This is a genomic window from Phytopseudomonas daroniae (assembly GCF_004327285.1).
In the GTDB taxonomy this organism is placed as follows: Bacteria; Pseudomonadota; Gammaproteobacteria; order Pseudomonadales; family Pseudomonadaceae; genus Aquipseudomonas; species Aquipseudomonas daroniae.
In genome coordinates this window covers 163,115-188,796 of sequence record NZ_QJUI01000013.1, presented here as the reverse complement: position 1 = coordinate 188,796, position 25,682 = coordinate 163,115, and the positions used below count along the sequence as shown (strand labels likewise).

General features: G+C 62.5%; 22 protein-coding genes. 8 read left to right on the top strand and 14 right to left on the bottom strand.

Annotated features, from left to right (window positions below; all coding sequences use genetic code 11):
- Nucleotides 1–6: 6 nt before the first annotated feature.
- The 3 genes from DNK06_RS16300 to DNK06_RS16290 all read left to right on the top strand — a co-directional run bounded on the left by DNK06_RS16300 (nt 7) and on the right by DNK06_RS16290 (nt 2,946).
- On the top strand, nt 7–945 hold the full coding sequence (locus DNK06_RS16300; RefSeq protein WP_131181047.1) for an NAD(P)H-dependent flavin oxidoreductase: 939 nt from the start codon (nt 7–9) through the stop codon (nt 943–945).
- 108 nt (nt 946–1,053) lie between these two features.
- Nucleotides 1,054–2,043, top strand: coding sequence for a DUF805 domain-containing protein (locus tag DNK06_RS16295; RefSeq protein WP_131181046.1), 990 nt, complete (start codon nt 1,054–1,056; stop codon nt 2,041–2,043).
- A 114-nt stretch (nt 2,044–2,157) separates the two neighbouring features.
- On the top strand, nt 2,158–2,946 hold the full coding sequence (locus DNK06_RS16290; protein WP_131181045.1) for an SDR family NAD(P)-dependent oxidoreductase: 789 nt from the start codon (nt 2,158–2,160) through the stop codon (nt 2,944–2,946).
- 9 nt (nt 2,947–2,955) lie between these two features.
- Here DNK06_RS16290 and DNK06_RS16285 read toward each other — a convergent pair whose 3' ends face one another.
- Nucleotides 2,956–4,437 carry an AAA family ATPase gene (locus tag DNK06_RS16285; protein ID WP_131181044.1) on the bottom strand — a complete coding sequence of 494 codons (1,482 nt, stop codon included), beginning with the start codon at nt 4,435–4,437 and terminating at the stop codon, nt 2,956–2,958.
- A 180-nt stretch (nt 4,438–4,617) separates the two neighbouring features.
- On the opposite strand from DNK06_RS16285, the gene coq7 reads away from it, so the two are divergent.
- Nucleotides 4,618–5,265: a 2-polyprenyl-3-methyl-6-methoxy-1,4-benzoquinone monooxygenase gene (gene coq7 / locus DNK06_RS16280; protein ID WP_131181043.1), complete on the top strand. Its 648-nt coding sequence runs from the start codon at nt 4,618–4,620 to the stop codon at nt 5,263–5,265.
- Nucleotides 5,266–5,304: 39 nt separating this feature from the next.
- Here coq7 and DNK06_RS16275 read toward each other — a convergent pair whose 3' ends face one another.
- Nucleotides 5,305–5,730, bottom strand: a complete 426-nt coding sequence (locus DNK06_RS16275; protein ID WP_131181042.1) for an OsmC family protein — start codon at nt 5,728–5,730, stop codon at nt 5,305–5,307.
- 412 nt (nt 5,731–6,142) lie between these two features.
- Here DNK06_RS16275 and crp point away from each other — a divergent pair, with 412 nt between their 5' ends.
- On the top strand, nt 6,143–6,787 hold the full coding sequence (gene crp, locus DNK06_RS16270; RefSeq protein ID WP_131181041.1) for a cAMP-activated global transcriptional regulator CRP: 645 nt from the start codon (nt 6,143–6,145) through the stop codon (nt 6,785–6,787).
- Between the two features lie 59 nt (nt 6,788–6,846).
- Here the strand turns inward: crp and DNK06_RS16265 are convergent, their stop codons facing one another.
- From DNK06_RS16265 to ptsP, 3 genes are read right to left on the bottom strand one after another with little or no spacing between them, the layout of a single operon-like run.
- Complete coding sequence (locus DNK06_RS16265; protein WP_131181040.1) at nt 6,847–8,586, bottom strand: PTS fructose-like transporter subunit IIB; 1,740 nt, start codon at nt 8,584–8,586, stop codon at nt 6,847–6,849.
- A 15-nt stretch (nt 8,587–8,601) separates the two neighbouring features.
- On the bottom strand, nt 8,602–9,537 hold the full coding sequence (pfkB, locus tag DNK06_RS16260; RefSeq protein ID WP_131181039.1) for a 1-phosphofructokinase: 936 nt from the start codon (nt 9,535–9,537) through the stop codon (nt 8,602–8,604).
- Nucleotides 9,537–12,416: a phosphoenolpyruvate--protein phosphotransferase gene (ptsP, locus tag DNK06_RS16255; protein WP_131181038.1), complete on the bottom strand. Its 2,880-nt coding sequence runs from the start codon at nt 12,414–12,416 to the stop codon at nt 9,537–9,539. Before ptsP ends, pfkB begins: the two co-directional genes overlap by 1 nt.
- Nucleotides 12,417–12,567: 151 nt before the next feature.
- Between ptsP and cra the strand changes: the two genes are divergently transcribed.
- A complete protein-coding gene (gene cra, locus DNK06_RS16250) occupies nt 12,568–13,557 on the top strand; it encodes a catabolite repressor/activator (RefSeq protein WP_131181037.1) in 990 nt (329 codons plus the stop codon).
- On the opposite strand, the gene DNK06_RS16245 is transcribed toward cra, so the two are convergent.
- Complete coding sequence (locus tag DNK06_RS16245; RefSeq protein WP_131181036.1) at nt 13,547–15,607, bottom strand: AsmA family protein; 2,061 nt, start codon at nt 15,605–15,607, stop codon at nt 13,547–13,549. The two genes, cra and DNK06_RS16245, sit on opposite strands and share 11 nt — an antisense overlap.
- Before the next feature lie 146 nt (nt 15,608–15,753).
- Here DNK06_RS16245 and DNK06_RS16240 point away from each other — a divergent pair, with 146 nt between their 5' ends.
- Nucleotides 15,754–16,539 (top strand): TatD family hydrolase, encoded by a 786-nt coding sequence (locus DNK06_RS16240; protein WP_131181035.1) that lies wholly within the window; start codon nt 15,754–15,756, stop codon nt 16,537–16,539.
- A gap of 4 nt (nt 16,540–16,543) precedes the next feature.
- Here DNK06_RS16240 and ampE read toward each other — a convergent pair whose 3' ends face one another.
- The 3 genes from ampE to DNK06_RS16225 all read right to left on the bottom strand — a co-directional run bounded on the left by ampE (nt 16,544) and on the right by DNK06_RS16225 (nt 20,393).
- Nucleotides 16,544–17,380: a regulatory signaling modulator protein AmpE gene (gene ampE, locus DNK06_RS16235; RefSeq protein ID WP_131181034.1), complete on the bottom strand. Its 837-nt coding sequence runs from the start codon at nt 17,378–17,380 to the stop codon at nt 16,544–16,546.
- Entirely contained in the window at nt 17,377–17,940 is a 564-nt protein-coding gene (gene ampD / locus DNK06_RS16230) for a 1,6-anhydro-N-acetylmuramyl-L-alanine amidase AmpD (RefSeq protein WP_131181033.1), read from the bottom strand. The genes ampE and ampD overlap by 4 nt, the downstream gene beginning before the upstream one ends.
- 155 nt (nt 17,941–18,095) lie before the next feature.
- Entirely contained in the window at nt 18,096–20,393 is a 2,298-nt protein-coding gene (locus DNK06_RS16225; protein ID WP_131181032.1) for a DUF1631 domain-containing protein, read from the bottom strand.
- Nucleotides 20,394–20,685: 292 nt separating this feature from the next.
- Here DNK06_RS16225 and nadC point away from each other — a divergent pair, with 292 nt between their 5' ends.
- The gene (nadC, locus tag DNK06_RS16220; protein ID WP_131181031.1) at nt 20,686–21,534 is read left to right on the top strand and encodes a carboxylating nicotinate-nucleotide diphosphorylase; all 849 of its coding nucleotides are present in this window, start codon (nt 20,686–20,688) and stop codon (nt 21,532–21,534) included.
- Between the two features lie 47 nt (nt 21,535–21,581).
- Here the strand turns inward: nadC and trpC are convergent, their stop codons facing one another.
- The 5 genes from trpC to DNK06_RS16195 form a co-directional block, all read right to left on the bottom strand.
- On the bottom strand, nt 21,582–22,418 hold the full coding sequence (gene trpC / locus DNK06_RS16215; protein ID WP_131181030.1) for an indole-3-glycerol phosphate synthase TrpC: 837 nt from the start codon (nt 22,416–22,418) through the stop codon (nt 21,582–21,584).
- Nucleotides 22,415–23,461, bottom strand: a complete 1,047-nt coding sequence (gene trpD, locus DNK06_RS16210; RefSeq protein WP_131181029.1) for an anthranilate phosphoribosyltransferase — start codon at nt 23,459–23,461, stop codon at nt 22,415–22,417. The genes trpC and trpD overlap by 4 nt, the downstream gene beginning before the upstream one ends.
- The gene (locus DNK06_RS16205; protein WP_131181028.1) at nt 23,458–24,054 is read right to left on the bottom strand and encodes an aminodeoxychorismate/anthranilate synthase component II; all 597 of its coding nucleotides are present in this window, start codon (nt 24,052–24,054) and stop codon (nt 23,458–23,460) included. The genes trpD and DNK06_RS16205 overlap by 4 nt, the downstream gene beginning before the upstream one ends.
- A gap of 466 nt (nt 24,055–24,520) precedes the next feature.
- Nucleotides 24,521–25,102, bottom strand: a complete 582-nt coding sequence (locus DNK06_RS25130; RefSeq protein WP_165493644.1) for a lysis system spanin subunit — start codon at nt 25,100–25,102, stop codon at nt 24,521–24,523.
- Entirely contained in the window at nt 25,099–25,638 is a 540-nt protein-coding gene (locus DNK06_RS16195) for a glycoside hydrolase family 24 protein (RefSeq protein WP_131181026.1), read from the bottom strand. Before DNK06_RS16195 ends, DNK06_RS25130 begins: the two co-directional genes overlap by 4 nt.
- Between the last annotated feature and the right edge of the window lie 44 nt (nt 25,639–25,682).

Here is a 25,682-nt window from a genome sequence, read left to right as displayed (position 1 = left end):
CCCACCATGTCTCTGCCCGTTCTGCTGGAAAACCGCCTACGTTTGCCATTGGTCGCTGCCCCGATGTTTCTGGTCTCCAATCCGGCACTGGTGACGGCGTGCTGCAACAGCGGCATTGTCGGCAGCTTCCCGGCGTTGAATCAACGCGACAGCGCCGGTTTCGAGGCCTGGCTGGAGGAGATCGAAGCGGGCCTGCAAGAGGGCAGCGCACCTTACGCCGTCAACCTTATCGTCCACGCCAGCAACCCGCGTCTGGAACAGGATCTGGCCATCTGCGTAACCCATCGCGTGCCAATCGTCATCACCAGCCTCGGCGCCGTGAAGGAGGTCGTCGACGCCGTACATGCTTATGGCGGCCTGGTGTTCCATGACGTCACCACCCGCCGTCATGCGGAGAAAGCAGCCGAGGCAGGTGTCGACGGGCTGATCGCCGTGGCAGCCGGAGCCGGCGGGCATGCCGGTACCTGGAGTCCATTCGCGCTGATCGCGGAAATTCGCCAATTCTTCGACAAGACGCTGCTACTGGCAGGCAGCCTCAACCACGGCCATGAAATCCTCGCGGCGCGAATACTCGGTGCAGACCTGGCATACATGGGCACCCGCTTCGTCGCCACTCAGGAAAGTGCCGCGGCGCAGGACTACAAGCAGATGATCATCGAGGCCCATGCCAGCGATATCATCCACACCCCGGCAGTCTCCGGCGTACCCGCCAGCTTCATGCGTCAGAGCCTGGAGCAAGCGGGTTACGACATGCAGAACCTGCAAGGTGCCAACGCCACTGCCAAACTCAAGCCGCTCGACCAGGAAGCCAAGGCATGGAAGACCGTATGGTCGGCCGGCCAGGGTGTAGGTGGAATCGATGACCTGCCCTCGGTAAGCGAGCTGATCACGCACCTGGATCGCGAGTATCAGCGAGCCCTAGCATCGATGCTGTCAGCAAGCTGAGAACCACCACTCAGCGGCATGCGAAAATGACCCCGCACCACTTGCCGACAGCCAAACGGCGGGATAGGGTCTCTGCCAATTTTATCCCGTGCAGACAAGGATGCGCGCATGAGCCAGCTCCGCTACAAGATCGTCTTCGATGGAAGCCTGATGCCCGACACCTCGATGGAGACGGTCAAGGCCAATCTGGCCAGCCTGTTCAAGAGCGACCGCGCCCGCATCGACACACTGTTCGGCAGGGGGCCCATCGCCCTGAAGCGCGACCTGGCAGAAGACGAAGCCAACCAGTACCTGACCGTTCTGCAGCGTGCCGGCGCCCGAGCGCGCAAGGAGCCGGATCTGGCCGCTGCCCTGAGTCTGGTGGAAACGGATGAGGAGAAGGCAGCCAGCGCTCCGCCCCCAGCGCAGGCTCTGCAGTCGATGGATTGCCCGAAATGCGGCCACCAGCAGGACGCCGCGGCTGAATGCTCGGCCTGTGGCGTGATCATCGAGAAGTATCTGGCCCGCCAGGCGATTCTCGCCGAAAGCACGTTGGCGCAGCCGGCTCCGAACACATCAGAGGCCCAGCCCACACCCTATACGCCGCCCCGCGCCAATATCGACGCGCATGCTGGCCAGGTCGGCGAGCTGAAAGTCACCTCGTTCAGGGGGCGCATCGGTCGTATGCGCTACCTGGCCTGGTCGCTGGTGCTGATGTGCGCCTTCGCTGTCGTCATAGCCGCGCTGTCCGCCGTCACCCTGCTGTCGGAAACCCTGGGCGGTATTCTCATCATCGGCGCCAGTATCGGCATGCTGGTCATCAGCGTACAGATCGGCGTGCAGCGCCTGCACGACATGGGATGGACTGGCTGGCTATGGCTGCTGAACCTGGTGCCGATCGTCAACAGCGTGTTCTGGATCATCATGCTGGTGGTACCCGGCACAGTCGGCAGCAATCGCTTCGGCCCGGAACCGCCACCCAACAGCCTGGCAGTCAATCTGCTGGCCGGCCTGTTTCTGGTGCTGATGATCGGTGGCCTATTGATGCTGTTCCTCAGCGGCTTCGCCATCCTGGCCATGTTCGGCATGTTCTTCGACCAGATGGTGAGCGGAACGTAGGGCTATAGCCCCTCGCACTGTATTTATTTGTCCTGGCGACGTTGTCACTGCAGCACCGACAGGCTTGTTGCGGATAGGCTATACGCCCGTCATGGACAGTTTCAGGAGAGCACCATGTCCCGTTATGCCCTGGTCACGGGTGCTTCCAGTGGTATCGGCCTTGCCTTGGCCGAAGCGTTGGCACGCCGGGGGCGTAACCTGATTCTGGTCGCGCGCCAGCGCGACGCCCTGGAAAGCATCGCCGTTGAACTGACCCAGCGTTTTTCCGTCGAGGTACTGTTCCGGGTCTGCGACCTCAGTGAGCCGCTACAGCTTTCCGGGTTGCTGCATGAACTGGAACAGAACGGTCAGGTCATCGAGCTGCTGGTGAACAACGCCGGCCTCGGCAGTGCCGGCGCGTTCGTCGCTCAGGACTGGAGCCGCGAACAGGAGCTATTGGAAGTCAACGTGTTGGCACTGGCGCGCCTGTGTCACGCCATCGGTACGGTAATGGCCGGACGTGGGAGCGGGCAGATTCTCAATGTGGCTTCGGTGGTCGCCTTCCAGCCGGGACCGTGGATGAGCAACTACTACGCGAGCAAGGCTTACGTACTGCATTTCTCCGAAGGTTTGCGCGAAGAGCTGCGACCTTATGGGGTCAAGGTGTCGGTGCTGTGCCCAGGGCCAACCCGCAGCGCGTTCTTTCGCAATGCCAGCCTCGACGCCAGTGCACTGGAAAACGGCAAATTGATGCTGAGCGCCGAAGAGGTCGCTCTTATCGCCGTACGTGGCCTGGAGAAAAACCGCGCAATCATCATTCCCGGCTGGCGTAACCGCCTGCTGAGCCTGGCACCACGGTTCTTCCCACGGCTGCTGGTGCGCCGCTTCGCGGCACGGCTTAACCGACGCTTTGGCCGCGCCTGATCCGCTCAGTCAGTTCGCGCTGACCGTACGCCCGCGCGCCCATGCACGCAGCTCCGCCAGCGGTTCGGCCATGATCACCGACAAAGGTGACGTGGCCTGAATACCGCGCAGCAGCAATCCATGGTCGACCGATTGCTGCTGCGCCTGAGCGGCATACAGCGCGCTGACCACCACCTGTTCGATCTCCGCCCCGGAGAAACCGGCGCTGGCCGTGGCCAACTGGGCAAGGTCGAATGCAGAGGCGTCCAACTCGCGGCGTTGCAGGTGGATGCGGAAAATCTCCGCGCGGATTTCCGTCTCCGGCAGATCGACAAAGAACAGCTCATCGAAACGCCCTTTGCGAACCAGCTCCGGCGGCAGGCGACCGATGACGTTGGCAGTGGCGACCATGAACACCGATGACTTGCGCTCGGCCATCCAGGTCAGCAGCGTACCGAGTACCCGCTGGCTGACCCCGCCATCCTGATCACCACTGGCCAACCCCTTCTCGATTTCGTCGACCCACAACACGCAGGGCGACATCTGCTCGGCCAGCTTCAGTGCTTCACGCAGGTTGCGCTCGGTTTCTCCGAAGAACTTGTTGTACAGGCAGGCAAAATCCAGACGCAGCAGCGGCAAGCCCCACAAACCTGCCACAGCCTTGGCGGCGAGGCTCTTGCCCGAGCCCTGCACGCCAACCAGCAGCACGCCCTTGGGTAGGTCGACACCTTCACCTTCGAAGAAAATCCGCTGCCGCTCGCCGAGCCAGCGCTTGAGATTGCTCAGGCCGCCGACATCGGCGAAGCGTGCGGTGTCGTACTCGTAACTGAGCACACCATCGAGGTCGAGCAGTTCGAACTTGGCCTTGTTAAGTTCCGGCAAGTCTTCCTGGGTGATGGCACCATCGTCGCAAATCAGGTTGCGGGCCAGCACCCGCGCTTCGGCGTGACTCATGCCGCGCAGGTTCTTCACTACCTGCTGCAAAGTGCGATTATCGGTGCGCACGCGACGATTGCGGTTGCGCTCACTCCAGCGCGTGGCCTCGTCACGGACGATCCCCAGCAACTCGTCCTCGCTCGGCAGCGCCAGACTGAAGCGCGCGGCGTAACGCTGCACTTCCGGCGGCAACTTGCAGGCGTGGGAGACCAGCACCACGGTAGGCGCCTGGCTGCCATCGGCCATGGCGATTTCCTTGAGCAGGCGCACCAGCCGGGGATTGTCGACGAGGAAGGGATGCAGGTCGCAGAGCACGTAAAGACTTGCCTGAGGATCGGCCTTGATCAGGCGCAGCGCCGCCTCTGGTTCCTGGCTGCCACTCTCGGCGAAGGCCTCACCCGCAAAGCCCGCGCGCAGCAGTCCTTCGGTGATCGACCAGGTGAACAGGCCAAGGCCGCGGCGCACCGCCAGGCTGGTCAAGGTCTCCAATACCCGGCGTTCATCCCATGATTCGATGAGTACCAGTTTGACCTTGGAATCCAGAACCAACCCCAGATCGTGAATATCGTTCTTCACAGCAGCTCCTTATGCCCCAGAGGCAACTCAATACTCCCGCCCATAGCGACGCCGGGCAAGCACTGGATACATAACAGGAGATGCAGGACACGTTTGCGGATCGATGCCGCCGCCAGCCCGCCGAACACGACAGACCATTTGCGGTAAACTGCCCGCTCATGTCCTCGCCGGAGAAGCTCCATGGCCAACGACCGCCATTATTCGCCCGTCGACCGCCTGCTGCTGCAAGCCGATATGGCGCTGCGTACGCTGCTGCCCTTCAGCGGCCAACCGAGTCGCCCCTCGCCTGCCATCGTCGAACCCGAAGCAGAGCTCGATGAGCAGCAAACCCGCCACATCGCGGGCCTGATGCGCATCAACCATACCGGGGAAGTCTGCGCTCAAGCGCTGTACCAGGGACAGGCACTAACCGCCAAGCTGCCGCGGGTTCGCGCGGCCATGGAGCATGCGGCGGATGAGGAAGTCGATCATCTGGCCTGGTGCGAACAACGCATTCGCCAGTTGGGTAGCCACCCGAGCGTGCTGAATCCGCTGTTCTACGGATTGTCGTTCGGCGTTGGCGCCGTGGCCGGTCTGGTCAGCGACCGGGTCAGCCTGGGTTTCGTCGCGGCGACCGAGGATCAGGTGGTCAAGCACCTGGAAGAACACCTGGAGCAGATCCCCGAAGAGGACGGCAAATCCAGAGCTATCCTCGAACAGATGCGTGACGATGAACAGGCACACGCCAACAGTGCGCTGGATGCCGGTGGCGCGCGCTTTCCGGCGCCGGTCAAACTGGGCATGACGCTGCTATCCAAGGTCATGACCAAGACCACCTATCGGATTTGAAGCGTGCTCGAAGGGCGATCCATGGATCGCCCTTTTGCTTCAAGCACCCAGTTCGACGATTTCGTAATCGTGAGTGATTTCCACGCCGGCACGGCCCAGCATGATCGAGGCCGAACAGTACTTCTCGGCAGAGAGCTCCACCGCACGTTTGACCTGAGCCTCTTTCAGACCGCGCCCCTTCACCACGAAATGCAGGTGGATCCTGGTGAAGACCTTGGGATCCTCGGTCGCACGCTCGGCTTCGAGAAACGCCTCACAGCTTTCAACCGGCTGGCGGGATTTCTTGAGGATGCTCACCACATCGAAATTGCTGCAGCCACCCAGGCCGATCAGCAACATCTCCATAGGGCGCACACCCAGATTGCGGCCGCCATTTTCCGGCGGCCCGTCCATCACGACTGCGTGACCGCTGCCTGACTCGCCTAGAAACAGCGCTTCGCCTGCCCATTGAACGCGCGCTTTCATCGGTGCTGCTCCTTTGCTGAAAGGCTGGAAGCTTATCACAGGGTGGCTTTTCCAGCGGCAGCGGTAGATGCTGCTATGGTTCTCAGGCGGAACGTGCCATGCCTCACAAAACAGACCGTCGGCAGGTATCACCTGTCCATGATGATGCCGAATTAGTGGCACAATCATTGACTTCAAGGTACGACACCGTTGATAAGAACAAGATACTCAACCAGAGCGCTACCGACTCCAACGTATTGCATGCATCATCTTCTGCTGAAAATGTAAGGCTCCTTTGCTTTCATGGCGAGGCCAAGCATTTCCCGCACTAGAGCTGGCATCTGCCTTGCGAGATAGTCAAGCACTTGGGTCTGGACAGCGTCACCTACTTACGCCTGTCACAGGCTTATTTTTCTATATTCGGGACTCAGGCATGGTCGCTATTACCCTTACCCCCAAAGTCAAAAACCTCGACAAACTTCTCGCTCATTGTCATCGCCGTCGCTATACGGCCAAGAGCACCATCATTTATGCAGGTGATCGCAGCGAAACGCTGTATTTCATCGTCAAGGGTTCGGTCACCATCCTGATCGAAGACGATGATGGCCGCGAGATGATCATCGCCTACCTCAACCCGGGAGATTTCTTCGGCGAGATGGGCCTGTTTGGCAAGGATGGCGTGGAGAAGGAGCGCAGCGCCTGGGTTCGGGCCAAGACCGAATGCGAAGTCGCGGAACTGAGCTACACCAAGTTCCGCGAACTGACCCAGCAGGATCCGGACATCCTCTTCGCCCTGGGCACGCAGATGGCCGAGCGGCTGCGCAACACCACCCGCAAGGTGGGTGATCTGGCGTTTCTCGATGTCACCGGTCGCGTTGCCCGTACCCTGCTCGATCTTTGCAAACAGCCGGATGCGATGACCCACCCGGATGGCATGCAGATCAAGATCACCCGCCAGGAAATCGGCCGCATCGTTGGCTGCTCGCGAGAGATGGTCGGCCGTGTACTCAAAGCCCTGGAAGAACAGGGCCTGGTGCACGTCAAAGGCAAGACCATGGTGGTGTTCGGCACCCGCTGAACGTCCAGGCTCGAAGTGCTCAACGGCCCGACATGCCTGCATGTCGGGCCGCTGCTTTTTCAGGCCTTGGCGGCGACGGTCAATGGCTCGAACTCGGGACGCTTGATCAGCGCGTAGACCACGCCGGTCACCAGACTGCCCGCTATGATAGCCAGCAGATACAGCAGCGCATGATTGATCGCATTGGGGATCAGCAGTACGAATAGCCCGCCGTGTGGTGCCATCAGCTTGCAACCGAAGTACATCGATAGCGCACCGGTCAGTGCGCCACCGGCGATGCTCGCCGGAATGACCCGCAGCGGATCCTTTGCCGCGAAGGGGATCGCCCCCTCGGAGATGAAGCACAGCCCCAGTATGCCTGCCGCCTTGCCCGCCTCGCGCTCGGTCTGGTTGAACTTGCGGCGTGCCAGAACGGTGGCGATGGCCATGCCGATGGGCGGCACCATACCGGCGGCCATGGTCGCGGCCATCGGCGCATAGCTCTGCGATGCCAGCAGGCCAACGGAAAACGCATAGGCCGCCTTGTTGATCGGCCCACCAAGATCCACACACATCATGCCGCCAAGCAGCAGACCGAGCAGGATCGCGTTGGTGGTGCCCATGTTCTGCAGGAAGACTTCCAGCGCCGCCATGATCCCGGCGACCGGGGTGCCGATCACATAGATCATCGCCAGGCCCGTGACCAAGCTGGCCAGTAACGGTATCAGCAGGATCGGCTTCAGCGCCTCGACGCTCTGTGGCAGGCGCAACCAGCGATTCAGGCCTTTGGCCAGATAACCGGCCAGGAAGCCAGCAATGATGCCACCCAGGAAACCGGTATCGAGGGCACTGGCCAACATGCCACCGATCATCCCGGGCGCCAGCCCCGGACGGTCAGCGATCGAGTAGGCGATGTAACCGGCCAGCACCGGAATCATCAGGGCGAAAGCCGCTTCGCCACCGATCTTCATCAGCGCGGCAGGCAGGGTGCCCTCCTGCTTGAACGCCTCGATACCGAACACGAAGGACAAGGCGATCAACAGCCCCCCGGCTACCACCATCGGCAACATGAACGACACGCCAGTCAGCAGGTGCTTGTAGGGGCCGCTCTTGCTGCCGGCCTTGCCGGTCTCAGCATTCTGGAGCTGCCCTGCTGCACCCTGTAGCGGCACACCCTCGGCCAGAGCCTTCTGCAGGGTTTGCTTCGGTTGTTTCAAGGCGACGCCGGTTCCGCAGCGATAGACTTTCTTGCCAGCGAAACGCTCGGTCTCGACTTCGATATCGGTGGCCAACAGCACCACATCGGCGGCGGCGATGCTTGCATCATCGAGCAGGTTTCGCGCGCCAACCGAACCTCGGGTTTCCACTTTCAGTTCGAATCCCAATTGCTCGGCAGCCTGCTGCAGCGCTTCGGCCGCCATGAAGGTGTGGGCAACGCCCGTCGGGCACGCGGTGATCGCCACAAGTTTCGGCTTGCCAGCCGAGTCAGCGACCACCGGCGCAGCGTTTTCCAGAACCTGCGCCTGCTCGGCAGCGGCCAGCAGAAACTGCCGTGGATCCGTCAGCGCCTCGGACGGCGTGGACTGCACCACGCGCTTGCCGACGAAACGCTGCAGATCCAGCTCACCAGTCTTGACCACCAGCACCAGTTCGGCCGCCGCGATATCGGTTTCGCTCAGAGGCGAACCGATCGCCCTGGGATCATGCACTTCAACCTGAGTCGACCAGCCCAGCCGCTGGGCCGCCGCCTGCAGCAAGCGCGAGCACAGTACGCTGGTGACCTGGCCGTTGGGACAGGCGGTAATGATCAGCACATTCATTGCAACGACCTCTTGTTATTGTTTCGGCGTCACAGCCACCGCCGCTTCCAGGCGGGCGAGCTGTTGCCGATCGTGAATACCGAAACCGATTTGCGTGACCGCCTGGGCGGCAACCGCCGTGGCCAGGCGCAGCGTGCGCTCGGCCGGCCAGCCACTGAGAAGACCGTGCAAGGTGGCAGCAAGCAACGAATCGCCGGCGCCAACGGTACTGACCACATCGACATGCGGCGGCTGGGCATGCAGGACGCCATGGGGGCCGAACCAGTCCGCCCCTTGAGAACCGCGGGAGAGCAACACATGTTCGATGCCCGCTTCACGCAACTCGCGGATGGCGTCATCGAGGCGTTCGGAAGACGCCGACGCCAGGCCGCAGGCCTCGGCCAGCTCTTCTTCATTGGGTTTGATCAACCAGGGCGTGACTGTCAGCCCAGCACGCAAGGCCGCACCGCTGGTGTCCAGCGCCAGCGGCAAGCCGAGCGCCACCAGGCGACGCAACAGAGCGCTGAACCATTCGACCGACACACCGCGCGGCAGACTGCCGGCAACGACGACAGCGTCATGTCCCACGGCGATCTGCTCCAGTTGATCCAGCAGTTGCTGCTGGTGCGCCGCACCGACTTCCGGCCCGGGGCCGTTGAGATCGGTGACGCAGCCGTCACGCTCGGCCAGCTTGATGTTGCTGCGAGTCTCGCCGGGCACTCGCACAAAAGCGTCGATGAAACCGCTGCGGTGGAACAACTGCTCGAACGGCGCGGCATTGGCCTTGCCGAGAAAGCCACTGACTGTGACTTTGTGACCGAGATCCGCCAGCACCTGGGATACGTTCAGGCCCTTGCCCGCGGCGTGAGTGGTCATGCCCAGGCTGCGGTTGACCGCTCCGGGTTGCAGGGTGTCGAGGCTGACGGTCAGATCCAGCGCCGGGTTCAGGGTCAGAGCGAGGATGCGGGCCATCAGTGCGTCTCCTCGACCAGGGCGCGCACTGCAGCGGCACTGCCCAGCGCCAGGGCCTGCTGCGCCTGCACCTGGCTGTGCTGCATATCCAGCTCGCGCACACGCGCCTTGACCAGCGGGATACTGCGCGCTGCGACACTCAATTCATCGACCCCCAAACCGACCAGCAGCGGAATGGCGAGCATGTCGGCCGCCAGCTCACCGCAAACGCCCACCCATTTGCCTTCGGCATGGGCGGCATCGACGGTCATGCCGATCAACCGCAGTACCGAGGGATGCAAGCCGTCCGCCTGGGCCGACAGGGTCGGATGGCCACGGTCGATGGCCAGGGTGTACTGGGTCAGGTCGTTGGTGCCGATACTGAAGAAGTCCACCTCGCGGGCCAGTACCGGCGCCAGCAGGGCGGCGGATGGCACTTCGATCATGATGCCCAGTTGCAGGTCGCCCAGCGGAATTTCCTGACGCAACCTCTCGACCATTTCACGTGCCGCGCGCCACTCTTCGATCTGCCCGACCATCGGGAACATGATGCGCAATGGCCGACCATCCGCCGCCTGCAGCAAGGCACGCAGCTGGGTTTCCATGATGTCTGGGCGCTGCAGGGTCAGGCGTATGCCGCGCACACCGAGGAAGGGGTTTTCTTCCTCCGGCATCGGCCAGTAAGGCAAGGGTTTGTCGCCGCCGACATCCAGGGTGCGTACCACCAGCGGACGGCCTTGCAAAGCATCGAGTACACGCCGGTATTCGGCCTCCTGGGTCGCCACGTCCGGAGCCTGGGAGTGATCCATGAATACCAGCTCGGTGCGCAGCAAGCCCACCGCCTCGGCACCCAGCTCGACCGCTGCTGCGGCTTCACCGCTGGCGCCGATATTCACCGCCACCTCGACAGCATGACCGTCACGGGTACGCGCCGGGTGCATGCGCTCGCCATGGGCGCGCTCGCGCCGCTGCTCGCTGGCCTGGCGTTCACGCTCGGCCTGCGCCAGGGTGGCATCGTCCGGCGCGACCCAGACCTGACCGCGGTCACCGTCGAGCAACAGCCGGGTACTCTGCTGCAAAGCCAGCAGGCCTTCGCCAGCACCGACCACACTGGGAATCCCAAGGGCGCGGGCAATGATCGCGCTGTGCGCGGTGGCACCACCACGAGCGGTGACGATACCGGCGACGCGCTGCCGGTCGAGGCTGGCGACATCCGAAGGGCCGACCTCGCCCATCACCAGAATGTAGGGTTCGGCCGGCTCCTGTGGCGCCTCGACGCCACACAGTTGCGCCAGCACACGGCGGCCGACATCACGCAGATCCGCGGCGCGCTCGGCCAGCAATGCATCGTGCAGGGACTCCTGCTGCGTTGCGGCCGCCTCGATCTCGCCGATCCACGCCGCCTGAGCGCTGGCGCCCGAGGTCAGGCGCGCATCGACATCCTCACGCAGCGCCGGATCACGCAGCATCGCCTGGTGGGTGACGAAGATGTCTCGCACGCTGGCTTCCTGGCTACGCTCGACCAGCCGCTGGATCTCGCCGTCGATATGCTGCAGGGCGGCCTCCAGGCGCTGGCGCTCGACGGCGACACCCTCACCCTGGGCGGGATAATCGAGACGCGGCACACGGCGCACAAACGCTGGACCGCTGGCGATACCGGGTGACGCCGCCACGGCCTGCAGACGCGCACCTGCAACTGGTGGAGCCACGGGAGTCTCTACCGCCTCGGGCACAGCCGGACGGTCAACGACGAGCGCGGTTTGCTCTTCCGGCAGCGACGCCACCTCTTCACCCAGGCCAGCGCGAACCGCCGCCTCAATGGCGGACAAGGCTTCCTCGGCAATCGCTGGCTCAGCACTGAACTCCAGCACCTGGCCACGTCGCGCGCCCAGTGCCAGCAGCTTGCTCAGGCTTTTGGCCGATACGGCCGCTGCGGCGCCCTCGGCCAGGCGAACGCGGATATCGCCGCTGAAACCCTGCGCGATCTCGCTAAGCGTCTTGGCCGGACGAGCGTGCAAACCGTGGGCATTGGCCAGAGTGATGCGCAGCGCCGGCCAATCGGGGGGCAGCTCGGCGCCCAACGCTTCGAGCACACCGCGGCTGGTAGTGGCTTGCGTCAACACATCGCCCTGTCCGGCAATCAGCAGATCACAGAGACGCTCGAGCACCTGACGATGTCCTTCACCCAGGCAGGCCAGGCAGAACAGCCCGGCGACAGGCTGGCCTGCCTGTTCCAGTGGCTGCGACGGGGTGACGAACGCCAGGCCAGGGCGCTCGACGCCCTGCTCGCTGCTCAACCACCACAGCCCGTTGCCCAGCGGCAGCGGCTCGCCTTGCACCAGGCTGCCGGCGAAACCGGCAGCGGTGCAGCCAGCCTTCTTCAGCAAACGGGCACCCTGCCAGGCCAGCTCGTCCAGATCCTCGGCATCGACGCCGAGGCCGACCAACTGACCGTCCAACGCCAACTCCTGAGGCGCGCCCTGCAGCAGCGCGAGAATGCTGTCTGCATCTCGGGCCTCACGCAACGCCTGACTCAGATCGCCCTCACCGAGCGCGCGAGTAAGCAGCTGCAGCAAACGCAGGTGCTCATCGGAGCGTGCCGCAATCGCGATGGCCAGGTACACGCGCTGGCCATCGCCCCAGTCCACACCCTCAGGGTACTGGATCAAACGCATACCGGTCTGGAACACCTGATCGCGGGTTTCCGGCGTGCCATGGGGAATGGCGATACCCTGCCCCAGATAGGTCGAACCCTGCTGCTCGCGAGCCTGCATACCGTCCAGATAGCCAGCCGCAACCAGGCCGTCGGCGACCAGGCTGTCGGCCAGTTCGGCCAGCGCCTGTAGCTTGTCCGCGGCCTGTCGGCCCATCCGGATTTGCGAAGGGTGAAGTTCGAGCATGATGCTTCTCCTCGAGCAAGGCCGTCGCAGCGGGCAGCCTTGGCGGACATTCTTGTTAGCTTAGTCGACTCACTTGCTGAATCGTTTCATCTAGCGCTGGCACGTTACCTGATAATGGGTAATCCTTGAAGTCCGCCAGAGGAGACGCACCTTGAAATTGACCGACATTGCCCGCCTGGCTGGCGTCTCGCTCACCACTGCCAGCTACGTGATCAACGGCCAGGCCGCCAAGCGCCGCATCAGTGCGGCCACCGTTCAGCGAGTGCTGGAGGTGGTGGAGAAGCATGACTATCGTCCGGATCCACAGGCCGCCGGTCTGCGGCGTGGGCAAAGCCGGTGCCTCGGTTTCATCCTCCCGGATCTGGAAAACCCCAGTTATGCGCGCCTGGCCAAACTGCTCGAACAGCGCGCCCGGGCGGCGGGTTATCAGTTGTTGATCGCCAGCTCGGATGATCAGCCGGATAGCGAGCGGCAGTTGCTCGAACTGTTCCGCTCCCGGCGTTGCGATGCCCTGATCGTCGCCAGTTGCCTGCCCCAGAATGCGCCCGAATACCGTCAGTTGATTGTCGCTGGCACACCAGTGATAGCCGTCGACCGCGCCCTCGACCCCGAATACCTCTACTCGGTGGTCAGCGATGATCGCCACGCCGGCGAACAACTGACCAGGAGTCTGCTGCAGCCATTGCCACGCCAGGCCGCCTTGATCGGTGCTCGCCCAGAACTGCCGATCAGCCAGGCCCGCGAGCAAGGGTTTCGCGATGCCCTGGCGGGTTTCGATGGAGCGGTCAGCGTTAGTCACGGCGAGCAATTCAGCCGCCAGTGGGGGTATCGTCAGATGCGTGAACTGATGGCCCAGGGCAGCCTGCCCGACGTACTGGTGACCACCGCCTACGTGCTGCTCGAAGGTGTACTCGATGCGCTGTACGAACAACCGGAGGTGGACATAAGCCACCTGCGCCTCGGCACGTTCGGTGATGCCCAGCTACTGGACTTTCTGCCCATGCGCGTCAATGCAATCTCTCAGCAGCATGAGCGCATTGCCGATCGGGTTTTCCAGCGTCTGCTCGATGCCCTGAACGGCACTTACGAGCCCGGCCTGGATGCCATCGAGCGGCACCTGAAAACCCGTTTCAACGGCTAACGCCCTGACGCATCTGCTCCAGTAGCGGCGCACATTCATTGGGCTGATCGCCGCTGGGTGCCACCAGCGCGATCAGCCCCGCCGCCGGTGCGACGAGCGCACCCAGCGCCAGCATGCCGGCGCCGCGTATCGCCAGTGGGCCGGCCTGCACACCAGGACGGGGATCCTTGAAGGTGCCGCGCACGTATAGAGGCGAGCGCAGGGAGAAAATCCGCAAGCCCTTGGACTCGGGAGTGATGGTCAGGTCGAGCTGCTCGTTGCCAAAATTCACCGTGCCATCCACGCCGATCAAGGCATTCTCGGTGTCGATCACCATCAATTCCGGTCTCAGTACGCCCTGCTTGATGTTCAGGTTGGCGGCCGCACAGTTGATCTCCACCTCGTTATCACCGAACAGCCGGCCAACTACATAGTTGCCGACATTCAGGCCCGCTATCTCCATCAGGTTGCGGCTGACCCGGCCATCGTTGATCAGCAGCTTGATCTGGCCATTGGAACTACCCAGCAAGGTCGCCACCGAATTTCCCGTGCCGCTGATCGTCGCATCGCCATTGAGGGCACCAAGGCTGCTCTGCATCACTTCCACACTGGGGAACAACTGGCGCAGGCGGAAGTTGCGGGCACGCAGCTGGGCCTGGGCTTTGAGCGGCGTACCGCGACCATCCAGGCGCAGGGTCGAGTCCAGGCGCCCGCCCGCTACGCCGAAACGCAGGGGTTCGAGGCTGAGCATGCCTTCGTTGAGCACCACATGGGTGAACAGATCGGTGAACGGCAAATCCTCGCTGTGCACGATGCGCTTGCCGGTAAAACTGACGTCGGCATCCATGTCACGCCAGCGCTCGGTCTGGAACTCCTCGACCGGCAACACCTTATTGGCAGGCTGCACGCTGGCAGCGCCACGCTCCTTCTTCTCGGCGTTGGAGTCGGCACCGATCAACGGCGCCAGATCCGCGAAACGCAGTTGATTGGAAACCAGAGCGCCGGACAACTTGGGCCGCGGCTCCCGCGCCACGAAGGTAAGGTCACCGTGGATATCACTGTCGCCGATACGTCCATTGAATTTCTCATAGCGAAACAGCGGCCCATCAGCATCCTGCAACTGCGCCACCAGACGCCCATCGGTGGAGTAGGCCGGCGTATCCGGCAGCGTGACGCCGGTCAGCGGGTAGAGATTGCCGAGGCTCGCGCCGGACAGACGTAGGCGCAGGTCAAGGGCACCGAGGTTTTTCGGATCCGTCAGCGTACCGGCGATCTGCACACGGGTGGTTCCAGCACGAACATCGGCCTGCACCGGAAATGGCAGGTGAGCATCCTGCAGCGCCAGAAGGCCACCGATACGACCGTTACCCGTGAGCGACTGCCCCTTGTAGCGGCCCTTGGCCTGCCAGGCGAAGGCGTAATCCTGGGGTGTCACGGCAGCGTCATCAGCCTGCGCGCTGGCGGTCTTGCCGACGATCTCGTTGAACGCGATGGGTTCGCCAAGCGGCTCGACCTGCAGGTTCACGCTGGCCTGCAACGTCTGATCGTCGAAACGCACGTGCGCCTTGTCGAAGCCGATGGTGCCGATATCCAGCGTCCAGGACGCCGCAGGTTCCTCTTCGGCCGGTTCCTGTTCGCCGAGATCGAACGTCCAGTTATCACGACCGTCGGCAAGCCGCTCCAGGGCAGCATCGGCACCGGTCAGTCGAATACGCGGAATGGAGACGGTTTTCCACAACAGCGGCAGCGGCGACAGACTCGCCTCGACACGCTGCAAACTGACGAAATGCTCGCCCTCGGCCCACTCGGGATTACCCAGGCTAAGCGCCTCGGCGGAGACGTGTGGCCAGGGTATCCAGGCACGTAGACCGGGTTCTTCCCGCTCGCGCTGCCAGGTCACAGCCAGGTTGCCTTCGATGGCGAAGGGACGATTGAGTGCTTCGGACACCCGCGAATTGATCGTTGGCTTGAGTAGATTCCAGTCGAACAGCACCAGAAACAACATCAGCGCTGCGATCAATAACAACAGACTGGCAAAGCACCAGCCAAGTATCCTGCGAAGACGCATCATGCGGCCGCCCTTTGCTTTCGACGATCCCCACAACCGCCGTCCCTAGAGGTTCGACTGGCAAAGGACGAGAATGACTCACAGAATGTTGCAACACATGCGTACTACAGCCGTCTTCATATAACTCGTCATCTGTCTGGCAGAGCGCTATGCAACTGATCGACACTCATACCCATCTCGACTTTCCCGACTTCGATGACGACCGCAACGAGGTGCTCGCACAGGCGCGTGGGCTTGGCATAGAAGGGCTCGTGGTGCTGGGGGTCGAGCACGCTAACTGGCAACGCCTTTGGGATCTGGTGCAAGAGCACGAAGGGCTATACGCCGCCTTTGGCCTGCACCCGGTATACCTGAACGAACATCGCCCCGAGGATATGCAGGCGCTGCAGGATTGGCTGGCACGTTTTCACGGTCACGAAAAACTCTGTGCAGTCGGCGAGTTCGGCCTGGATTACTACCTGGCGGAGCTGGATCGTGAGCGCCAGCAAGCACTCTTTGAAGCACAACTGGCGTTGGCCGAAAGCTTCGAACTGCCGGCATTGCTGCATGTGCGTCGCGCCCATGCGCCGGTGATCGCCACGCTGAAACGCTTCAAACTACGTCGTGCCGGCATCATCCACGCCTTCGCCGGCAGCTTCGAGGAAGCCAGGGAATACCTGAAGCTCGGTTTCAAGCTCGGTCTTGGCGGCGCACCGACCTGGCCCCAGGCTAAGCGCTTACGTCAGGTAATTGCGCGCCTGCCGCTGGATGCCGTGGTGCTGGAGACCGATTCGCCGGACATGCCGCCAGCCATGCACCCGAACATGCGCAATAGCCCCGTTCATCTGCCGGACATCTGCAGTGAACTGGCGCCGCTGTTCGAGATATCCCCAGAAGAGCTGGCCGAAGCCAGCAGCAGCAACGCCATGCAGTTGTTCGGCTGGCGGAGCAACTAGGGCCCTAGAAGAACAGCGTCCACAAGGCGATCGCGGCGTACCAGAGGATCGCCGTGCGCACCAACAACTGCCACAGGCCGTCCAGGGCCGCCACGCCGGATTCACCCAACAACGGATCGGGCGTTTCGGCTGCGGCGCGGGCGGCACCGGCAGCCAGTTGCGCCGCAGAGATATCCCAGCTGAGCACTTCATGGAGGAGTGCACGGCTCACCGCAATGAAATTCCCCACCAGTGCAAAACTGGCAGCCAGCACACGCACCGGCAACCAGTCGAAGGCGTGACGCAGCTGACCAGCGCGTTCACGCAGTGCATCGGACTGCCCATGCTCGACGAGCAACGCCAGTAGCCGATAAGCCAGCGCAGCCAACGGCCCGAGCAGTACATACCAGAAGATCACCGCGAAAAAGCTCTGATAGGCTTGCCAGACCATGAAGGTCTGCACGTTGGGCAACAAGGTGGCTTCGCCCTCGCCGTCCACGCCCAGGTCACGCTGCGCGACCAGGTAAGCCGCCTCACTGTCACCGCGCCGCCAGCTGTCACGAAACGGCCCAAGGGCGGTCAGCAAATCGCCGCGACCGAGGCTGTAGATCACCACCAGCAGATGCACCGGCAACAGCAACCAGCCATATGCCAGAGGCGCCAGCAGTTTCAACAGCAGCGCCAGTATCAACAATGGGACGCCAACCAGCAGGATGATCGCCAACCACGGCGAATCGCTGGTCGTGCCGCCACGCTCCAGGCGCCCAAGCGCACGCAGCCAGGGCTCGTCCTGTTGAACACGCTGGCGCCAGGAAGAGAACTTTTCAATCCACAGCACCAGCAGTAACACCAGGAAACTCATGATGCCTCCTTATCAGTCATCAATGCCGAACGCAGTCGCACCCAGTCGAATGCAGGCCCGGGATCGGTCTTGCGCCCCGGGGCGATATCGCTATGGCCGCAAATACGCCCGACGGTAATTGCCGGATAGGCGCTCTGCAGTATGCCGGTCAGTTCCACCAGCGCAGCATACTGCGCGTCCGTGAACGGCAGGTGATCGGTGCCTTCAAGCTCGATCCCCAGGGAAAAGTCGTTGCAGTTTTCCCGCCCCTCGAAACACGAAACCCCGGCATGCCAGGCTCGATCCTGGCAGGACACGAACTGGGTGACCACACCATCGCGCTCGATCAGAAAATGCGCGGATACCGTCATGCTGGCGATACCGGCAAAGTAGGGATGCGCATCAGCCTGCAGGCAATTGCTGAAGAACGCCTGCACCTGCCCAGTGCCGAACTGGCCGGGCGGCAAACTGATGTTATGAATGACCAGCAGGGAAATCTCATCCTGCGGGCGCTCATTGAAATTGGGCGAAGGACAATGCTGAATCCCCTGATACCAGCCGTCTTCGAGTTGCTTGTGCATAGGTGCTCCCCGACCGAGCGCACACTCTAGGGGCTGTTCCGGTTGCAGTGCAAGTTGCGTCGGGGTCAAAGCCTTGGCGGGTGGCTGAAACGACTCGCGGCCTGATCAGACCGCGAGAGAAGTACGTATTGGGATGGCAGGCAGCTGCGCCCGGCTCAGGTGCCCTTGAGGCGGCGCAAATTGCCGATCACCGACTCCAGCGCACGGTCGAACAACAGGGCGTCGTCCAGAAGGCGTACGGCATTGCGGCGAAACTCGATCGCCAACCCCATGCGGGACTTCTCCAGCACCTTCATCCCTGTACGATTGACGAAGATGAACTTGCCAGTCGGCTTGATGATCGCCGCCAATTTGCAGCGCAGCTTGTGCTCGTCGTCTTCCAGGAACTCGACCCAACTGCCGACGTGCAATGCATCGACATGCTGCAGCGCCTCGTCATCGTCGGCGAGCACCGGCTCTTCTTCCTCGATGCGAGTCTGCCCTGGCGCCAGCAGGACGATCTCTTCAACGACCTCGACCATCGTCGAAATGCTTTCTTCGTCCTCGGGTGGCAACTCCAGCAGAGGCAGCTCGATGCCAACGGCGGAGAGTGCCGAACGCTGGAGATCATCCGACTCGACTGGCGCACTGCGCTCGATGTCGGGCATGGCCCGCTTGAAGCGCTGGAATGCCTGCACGTGCAGAGCTTCGAGCTGGCTGAAAAACTCACTGGTGGAGAACGGATCGAAAGCCGCGCTGGCCATACCTTCACGCAGCGCCTTGAGCAAGCCAGGCACCAGTTCGAGCAGGCGCAAGCGAGCCTCGGGGTTCTCCTGGGGCTCCACGCTCCAGATCAGCTCGTCCATGGTAGCCAGAGAGGCCTGCCATTGCTCGGAATCGGTGCCGTGCTTAAGGCACGTCAGCATCATCACCTTGCTCCAGGCTTCACGCAGCAGGCGCACCACCACTTCGGGCAAGGTCTTGCCGAGCAGTCGCTCGTTCAGCGCATGCTCCACCTCGCGCCGAGCCAGCTCGGCACGGGCGCTACCTTCTTCGGCATCGCGGGTGCGCTGTTCGAGCAGCTCGCTGCGCCGCCGCTCGTCACCGGTGAAAGCCAGGAAGTCCGCCAGCAGCTCGGAGAAGATCGCAGGGTCGTCGGTAAAGTCGTTGAGCAGCCGCTGCACCACCTGCTCGATCTTCTGATACAGGCTGTCGCGCTGACCGTGATCGTGCTCGCCCCAACCCAGCGCCGCGGTTGCGATTTCGTTGAGCAGGCGACGCGCCGGGTGGCTGCCGCGGCTGAAGAAGGTCTTGTCGAGTACGGCAACCTTGAGCATTGGAATCTGCAGCCGCGCGATCAGCGCTTTCAGCGAATCCGGCAGGCTACGGTCGTCGAGAATGAATTCGAACAGCATCGACACCAGGTTGATGACGTCTTCATCGACCTCGCCTACCACCCGTACTCGGCCGCTCTTGGCACTGGCGCGGGTCAGCAGGTGTTCGAGTTGCGCACGCAGATCGACATCCATTGGCGCCTGAATCGGTGCACGCTGCTGCATATGCGACAGCAGACGCATCAGGTCGTTGGTGGAAATCGGCATCGCATTGGCCGGCGCCTGACGCCGCAAGGATTCGCCAGCGCGGGACTGAGACAGCAACTCCTGCAATGCGCCGAAGACTTCACGCACCTCGTCATCGCCATACCCTGCTGCGGGTATGTCGGCACTTTCCGCCTGTTCGTGGCGGCCCGGACGATTGGGGCTGGCGGTACGGCGGGCCGGCGCGGACTTCAGCTCGGGCAGTATCCCCGCTTCGACCAGAATGCCGTTGGTATCGTCATACAGTTGCTCGAGGCCACTGAGCACGTATTTTTCGAACAGTTTGAGGATGATCAGTTTGACCTTGATCTCGACACCCAGACTACTGCACGAGTCGAGGAACAGCTCGCTGAGCGAGACCGGGCCAAGGGGGTTGGATTTGTCGTCGAGCTTCTTGCTGACCACTGCGTTGAGGCGGGTGGTCAGGTGGGTGAGCGCCACGTGGTCGCGGCTCAACACCTTGGCGATCATGGAGTCCAGCGCGACGGTTTCTTCCAGCTCATCGTTCTGCACGAGAGACAGGCTGTCGAAGGACACGGCGTCGAGCGTCGGCGCCTTGCCGACCACGTATTGATTCAGGCTGGCGAAGGACTCGAAAACCTTCTGCAGGAAACCACGCTCGATACCTTTGCGCTTGAGGCGCAGGTCGCGCATGGCTTCGAAGAATGCGTTCTGTTCGGCGTTGCTAGTAGCGCGATCCGCCATGTCGAACAGGGTGTCGTCGGCATTGTCGAACAATGCCTGCAAAGCCTGCTTGAGCTGTGTGGCAGCCCGATCGCGAACCTTGACGAGAGACGCAGGTAGCCTGCCGGCCGCGGGGTGAGCCGTTTCAGAAACCATTTTGTTCAGATGCACCACGTTGGCATCGGTTTTCATCACGATCTCCTGCGCATGGCGCGGGCGGAGCAAGCGAAACAGGATTGCGAGCGTCATCTTAACGCCAACGATATGACGCCAATACTTCCGTATCAGAACATTATAGGAATGCTGCAGGAGATACCAAAGCAAATTCCTGCAGATATGACATGCGTCACAGGCGCCCAAGGGGTGTCGTCACCAGGCTAGCGCATGTGACCGAGTGTTACTGGCAGGGTTCATTTTTAACCGATGAACGTAACACCAGAGGCCGCTGCCTCTATAATCGCCGCCTCAGCCAATCGGAGGCCCCATGCCGAATCTACTGCTCACCGAGCTCAGCGCCGAAATCGAGGCCAATGTCCGCCGTAGTTTGCGCGAGGACATCGGCAGTGGCGACATCACCGCCCAGCTGATTCCCGAGTCGCGCCTGGCCCACGCCACGGTGATCACCCGAGAAGACGCGGTGGTCTGCGGCATCGCCTGGGTGGACGAGGTGTTCCGCCAGCTCGACCCGCGCGTTGCGGTGCACTGGCAGGTGCAGGACGGCCAACGGGTAACGCCGAACCAGGCTCTGTTCCACCTGGAAGGGCCGGCGCGAGCACTGCTCAGCGGCGAGCGCAGCGCGCTGAACTTCCTGCAGAGCCTGTCGGCTGTGGCGACCCGCTGCCAGCACTACGCAGAGCTGGTTCAAGGCACCGGGGTCAAGCTGCTCGACACCCGCAAGACCCTGCCCGGCCTGCGCCTGGCGCAGAAATACGCGGTGACCCAGGGCGGCTGCCACAACCATCGCATCGGCCTGTTCGACGCCTTCCTTATAAAGGAGAACCACATCGCTGCTTGCGGAGGCATCGCTGCCGCGGTCACTGCTGCACGGGACATTGCGCCGGGCAAACCGGTAGAAGTGGAAGTGGAGAGCCTGGACGAGCTCGAACAGGCATTGGCTGCCGGCGCCGATATCGTCATGCTCGATGAGCTATCGCTCGAGGACATGCGCCGCGCCGTGACCATCAATGCCGGTCGCGCCAAGCTCGAGGCCTCGGGCGGCGTGAACGAGAGCACCTTGCGCAGCATCGCCGAGACTGGCGTGGATTACATTTCCATCGGCACCCTGACCAAGGACGTCAAGGCGGTGGATCTGTCGATGCGACTGTCGCTGTGAATCGCCTCTGAATACAACACCGGCGCCCTCAGGCGCCGGTGTTGTATTCAGTCAACGTCAGGGCTGACGATCAGTCGCTTGCGCTCGGGAAAGAACAGACGTTCCAGTTCGGCACCCGGATTATCTGCACGCATGAACGCTTCGCCGACCAGGAAGGCATACACGTTGCTGATTTCCATCAGCTCCACGTCGGCGCGGTTGAGGATGCCGCTTTCGGTGACCACCAGGCGATCGCGGGGAATGCGCGGCAACAGGTCGAGAGTGGTTTCCAGGTTGACCTCGAAGGTATGCAGGTTGCGGTTGTTGACCCCAACCAGCGGCGTGTCAAGTACGTTGAGTGCGCGCTCGAGCTCATCGCCGTCATGCACCTCCACCAGCACGTCGAGATCGAAGGCCTTGGCCGTCGCCGCCAGCTCCCCCATCTGCGCATCGGACAACGCCGAGACGATCAGCAACACGCAATCGGCGCCCAGCGCCCGCGCTTCGACGATCTGGTACGGGTCGATCATGAAATCCTTGCGGATCACCGGCAGCGAGCAGGCGCTGCGGCCTTCCTGCAGGTAGCGGTCGGCGCCCTGGAAGAAGTCGATATCGGTGAGGATCGACAGGCAGGTTGCGCCGCCGTCCTGATAGCTCAGGGCGATTTCCGCCGGCACGAAGTTCTCGCGTAGCACGCCCTTGCTGGGCGAGGCCTTCTTGATTTCGGCGATCACCGCCGGCTGCTTGCTTTTGGCCTTCTCGATCAACGCTGCGGCAAAGCCGCGTGGCGCATCGGCCGCGCGCGCTTCGCGCTCGACTTCGGCCAGGCTGACGACTGCACGACGGGCCGCGACTTCTTCGGCTTTACGGGCGAGGATCTTTTCCAGAACGGTGGGAATGCTCACCCTTCATTCTCCTGTTTGAATACCGCGGTAAAGGACACCAGTTCTTCCATCTTTTCCCGGGCCAGACCGGTATGCAGCGCGTCATGGGCCATACTCATGCCGTCACTCAGGGTGTCGGCATGATCAGCCGCATACAGCGCAGCACCGGCGTTGAGCACGATCATGTCGGCGGCTTTCTGGCCGACCTCGGTCTTGCGCCGGCCCAGGGCATCGCGGATCAGCTCCAGGGATTGCTCGGCACCTTCGACGGTCAGGCCGATCAGACTCTGGCTCTTGATGCCGAAGTCCTCGGGCTGGATGCGGTATTCGCTGACTACACCGTTCTTCAGTTCGGCGACGAAGGTCGGCGCAGCCAGGCTGATCTCGTCGAGACCATCCTGCGCATGCACCACCAGCACATGTTCGCTGCCCAGACGTTGCAGCACTTCGGCCATCGGTCGGCACAGCGCCTGGCTGAATACGCCGATCACCTGGTGCCTGGCGCCCGCCGGGTTGGTCATCGGGCCAAGCATGTTGAACAGCGTACGCAGGCCGAGCTCACGACGCGGGCCGATTGCGTACTTCATCGCACCATGGTGCGAGGGGGCGAACATGAAGCCGACGCCGACGGTTTCGACGCAGCGTGCCACCTGTACCGGTGTGAGGCCCAGGTAGATGCCGGCCGCCTCGAGCAGGTCGGCACTGCCGCTCTTGCCCGATACCGCGCGGTTACCGTGTTTGGCCACCTTGCCCCCAGCCGCTGCGACCACGAAGGCCGCCGCGGTGGACACGTTGAAAATGTTCATGCCGTCACCACCGGTGCCGCAGGTGTCGACCAGCCGCTCGGCGGCGATTTCTACCGGCGCGGCCAGCTCACGCATCACGCTGGCGGCACCGACGATTTCGTCGATGGTCTCGCTCTTCATGCGCATGCCCATGAGAAAGGCGCCGATCTGCGCGTCGGTGCACTGTCCGGTCATGATCTCGCGCATCACCGCGCGCATTTCCTCGGTAGACAGGTCGAGCTGGGCGACGATGCGGTTGAGGGCTTCCTTGATATTCATGCGCGCACGCCTCCGGTCTGCTTGAGGAAGTTGGCGAACAGTTCGTGGCCCTGCTCGGTAAGAATCGACTCGGGGTGGAACTGCACGCCCTCGATATTCAGGGTCTTGTGACGCAGGCCCATGATCTCGTCGACGGAGCCGTCTTCATTGGCAGTCCAGGCGGTGATTTCCAGGCAATCCGGCAGGCTCTCGCGCTTGACCACCAGAGAGTGGTAGCGAGTCACCGTGAGCGGGTTGTTGAGGCCGGCGAACACGCCCTTGTCCTCGTGGAACACCGGGCTGGTCTTGCCATGCATCACCTGGCGGGCGCGTACCACGTCGCCACCGTAGGCCTGGCCAATGCTCTGGTGGCCCAGGCAGACGCCGAGGATCGGCAGTTTGCCGGCGAAATGCACGATGGCTTCGATGGATACGCCGGCCTCGGTCGGCGTACACGGACCTGGCGACACGACGATGCGCTCGGGCTGCAGAGCCTCGATCTGGGCAATGCTCAGTTCGTCGTTACGAATAACGTGAACATCGGCACCCAGCTCGCCCAGGTACTGCACCACGTTGTAGGTAAAGGAGTCGTAATTATCGATCATCAGCAGCATGTTAGTTTCAACCCTTTGATTTACTGCTCTTTATCTAAAGTCCTGGCTCTCAACGCCCTCATCCGCACGCGCATTCCAGAATGCCGGCACGATGGTCTATTTGGGCTTGAACAGGACAGAGAGGCTCGTCCGGATTAACCGGAGAAAAAGATCAGGCGCGCCAACGCCAGCGGGCGTGGGCCTTGATGACTCGCATCAGAAGGGTGCTGCTAATGGAATTCACGGGGGAGTCTCGCATTTATCTGCCCGCACAGTAGCCCAGTGCGGTGTACGGTGCAATATCACCATACCGACCTTTTATGGGTTCGTCGGCGGCACAAGCGACAAAAGGCCCGGCGCCGCAAGCAATCCCTGCGGCACCGGATCTTCATTCACCCGACGCTGACAACGGCACCCGCCGTTTCGCTGAAGCCTCCGTCCCTTCACGCAGCTCTCGAACTTTTCAAGGCAAATACCCTCACCAACCTCACCCGCTGCCAACCACTTTTCGCACGTAAGCCTGGCACGCCGTCAGCGCGATGATCGCCCGGTCACCTCGCTCGACGATGCCGACAATTCGTTGAGCAGATCCGCTGTCAATGTCGGCTCGACCGGTTCCATCCACCAGGCATCCGGCACCGGCGGTGGAGGATCTTGCGCTGCCACTACCTGAATCGGCGGCAGGGTTGGCGAGTAGGACTGACAGCCGCAGTTCAGCAGTAGCAAGGCGATCACGCAGGTGGGCAGCAGCTTTCTCGGCATCGGTAAGTTTCCTGTGTTGATTCTGGGATGAGGCCTGCAGTTGCTGCTCGAGCATCAGACGCTTTTCATGCGAGCGTCGAACCTGGTCGGCAGCAACGCGCTGGGTTTCGGCCAGCGTGTCGGCGTGGAGCCTGTCGCGCTGGGCGATCTGGCGCTCGAGCTCCCTGCCCTGCTCAGCCATTTGCTCGCCCAGTCTCCAGCCCTGGACAAGCCACCCCAGGCCGGCGGCGCCGACCAGTAACACCAGAGCCAGGCCGGCGCCAGCAAGCTGGCGGTAGCTCGCAGGGATCGCTGAAAGCCAGTTCATCCTGCTACCTGTCCGCCACAGGCGGTGTACATGGCCAGCAGGTCGGCTTGGTCGCAGACTTCAGCGGCGCGCTCTTCTTCGTAAATGCCCAGAAGTGCGCTGAGCTTATGTTCGCGCTGGCCATAGCCGGCGCCAGGCAGACTGGCCCAGATCGGAGCGGCGGCGGTGATGGCCTGCTCTATTCTCCCGGCGCGGATATGCCCAAGCGCAGCGCACTCCTCAAGCAGCTTCACCGCGGCCAGATCCTGTGCCTTCGGCGTGAAACGGCCGTGAAAGTGGTAGAGGCTGACGATGGAGTCCCAGGTGCGGGCCAGAAACTGATAGCGGCCGGCTGCCGAGGACTGAATGGCGTAGCGCGGCAGGTCGATCAGGCGGCGCGGGTGCGCGCTGTAGTCGCTGAACAGCGTTCCGCCCACCAGCACGTTGTAGCCGTCATCGCTGTCGGCGATGGTCGAGGTGCCTTCGCTCCAGGCGAGCATGTCTAGAAAGGCGAGTACGTTGGTGCCGCCCGCCTGGGCAGCCGTGAGTCGGGCCATGATGATTCTCCAGTAGAGAATGGCCCGCCGAAGCGAGCCATGTT

Excerpts from the sequence above, each read along its gene's own strand:
- DNK06_RS16195 (WP_131181026.1), bottom strand. The coding sequence starts at position 25,638 with ATGGCCCGACTCACGGCTGCCCAGGCGGGCGGCACCAACGTACTCGCC.
- DNK06_RS16225 (WP_131181032.1), bottom strand. The coding sequence starts at position 20,393 with ATGAAAACCGATGCCAACGTGGTGCATCTGAACAAAATGGTTTCTGAA.
- ampD (WP_131181033.1), bottom strand. The coding sequence starts at position 17,940 with ATGCACAAGCAACTCGAAGACGGCTGGTATCAGGGGATTCAGCATTGT.
- trpD (WP_131181029.1), bottom strand. The coding sequence starts at position 23,461 with ATGAATATCAAGGAAGCCCTCAACCGCATCGTCGCCCAGCTCGACCTG.
- DNK06_RS16275 (WP_131181042.1), bottom strand. The coding sequence starts at position 5,730 with ATGAAAGCGCGCGTTCAATGGGCAGGCGAAGCGCTGTTTCTAGGCGAG.
- pfkB (WP_131181039.1), bottom strand. The coding sequence starts at position 9,537 with ATGGCCCGCATCCTCGCTCTGACCCTGAACCCGGCGCTGGATCTGACC.
- DNK06_RS16265 (WP_131181040.1), bottom strand. The coding sequence starts at position 8,586 with ATGAATGTGCTGATCATTACCGCCTGTCCCAACGGCCAGGTCACCAGC.
- crp (WP_131181041.1), top strand. The coding sequence starts at position 6,143 with ATGGTCGCTATTACCCTTACCCCCAAAGTCAAAAACCTCGACAAACTT.
- DNK06_RS16240 (WP_131181035.1), top strand. The coding sequence starts at position 15,754 with ATGCAACTGATCGACACTCATACCCATCTCGACTTTCCCGACTTCGAT.
- DNK06_RS16295 (WP_131181046.1), top strand. The coding sequence starts at position 1,054 with ATGAGCCAGCTCCGCTACAAGATCGTCTTCGATGGAAGCCTGATGCCC.
- DNK06_RS16290 (WP_131181045.1), top strand. The coding sequence starts at position 2,158 with ATGTCCCGTTATGCCCTGGTCACGGGTGCTTCCAGTGGTATCGGCCTT.
- coq7 (WP_131181043.1), top strand. The coding sequence starts at position 4,618 with ATGGCCAACGACCGCCATTATTCGCCCGTCGACCGCCTGCTGCTGCAA.
- ptsP (WP_131181038.1), bottom strand. The coding sequence starts at position 12,416 with ATGCTCGAACTTCACCCTTCGCAAATCCGGATGGGCCGACAGGCCGCG.
- DNK06_RS25130 (WP_165493644.1), bottom strand. The coding sequence starts at position 25,102 with ATGAACTGGCTTTCAGCGATCCCTGCGAGCTACCGCCAGCTTGCTGGC.
- ampE (WP_131181034.1), bottom strand. The coding sequence starts at position 17,380 with ATGAGTTTCCTGGTGTTACTGCTGGTGCTGTGGATTGAAAAGTTCTCT.
- DNK06_RS16300 (WP_131181047.1), top strand. The coding sequence starts at position 7 with ATGTCTCTGCCCGTTCTGCTGGAAAACCGCCTACGTTTGCCATTGGTC.
- DNK06_RS16205 (WP_131181028.1), bottom strand. The coding sequence starts at position 24,054 with ATGCTGCTGATGATCGATAATTACGACTCCTTTACCTACAACGTGGTG.
- DNK06_RS16245 (WP_131181036.1), bottom strand. The coding sequence starts at position 15,607 with ATGATGCGTCTTCGCAGGATACTTGGCTGGTGCTTTGCCAGTCTGTTG.
- nadC (WP_131181031.1), top strand. The coding sequence starts at position 20,686 with ATGCCGAATCTACTGCTCACCGAGCTCAGCGCCGAAATCGAGGCCAAT.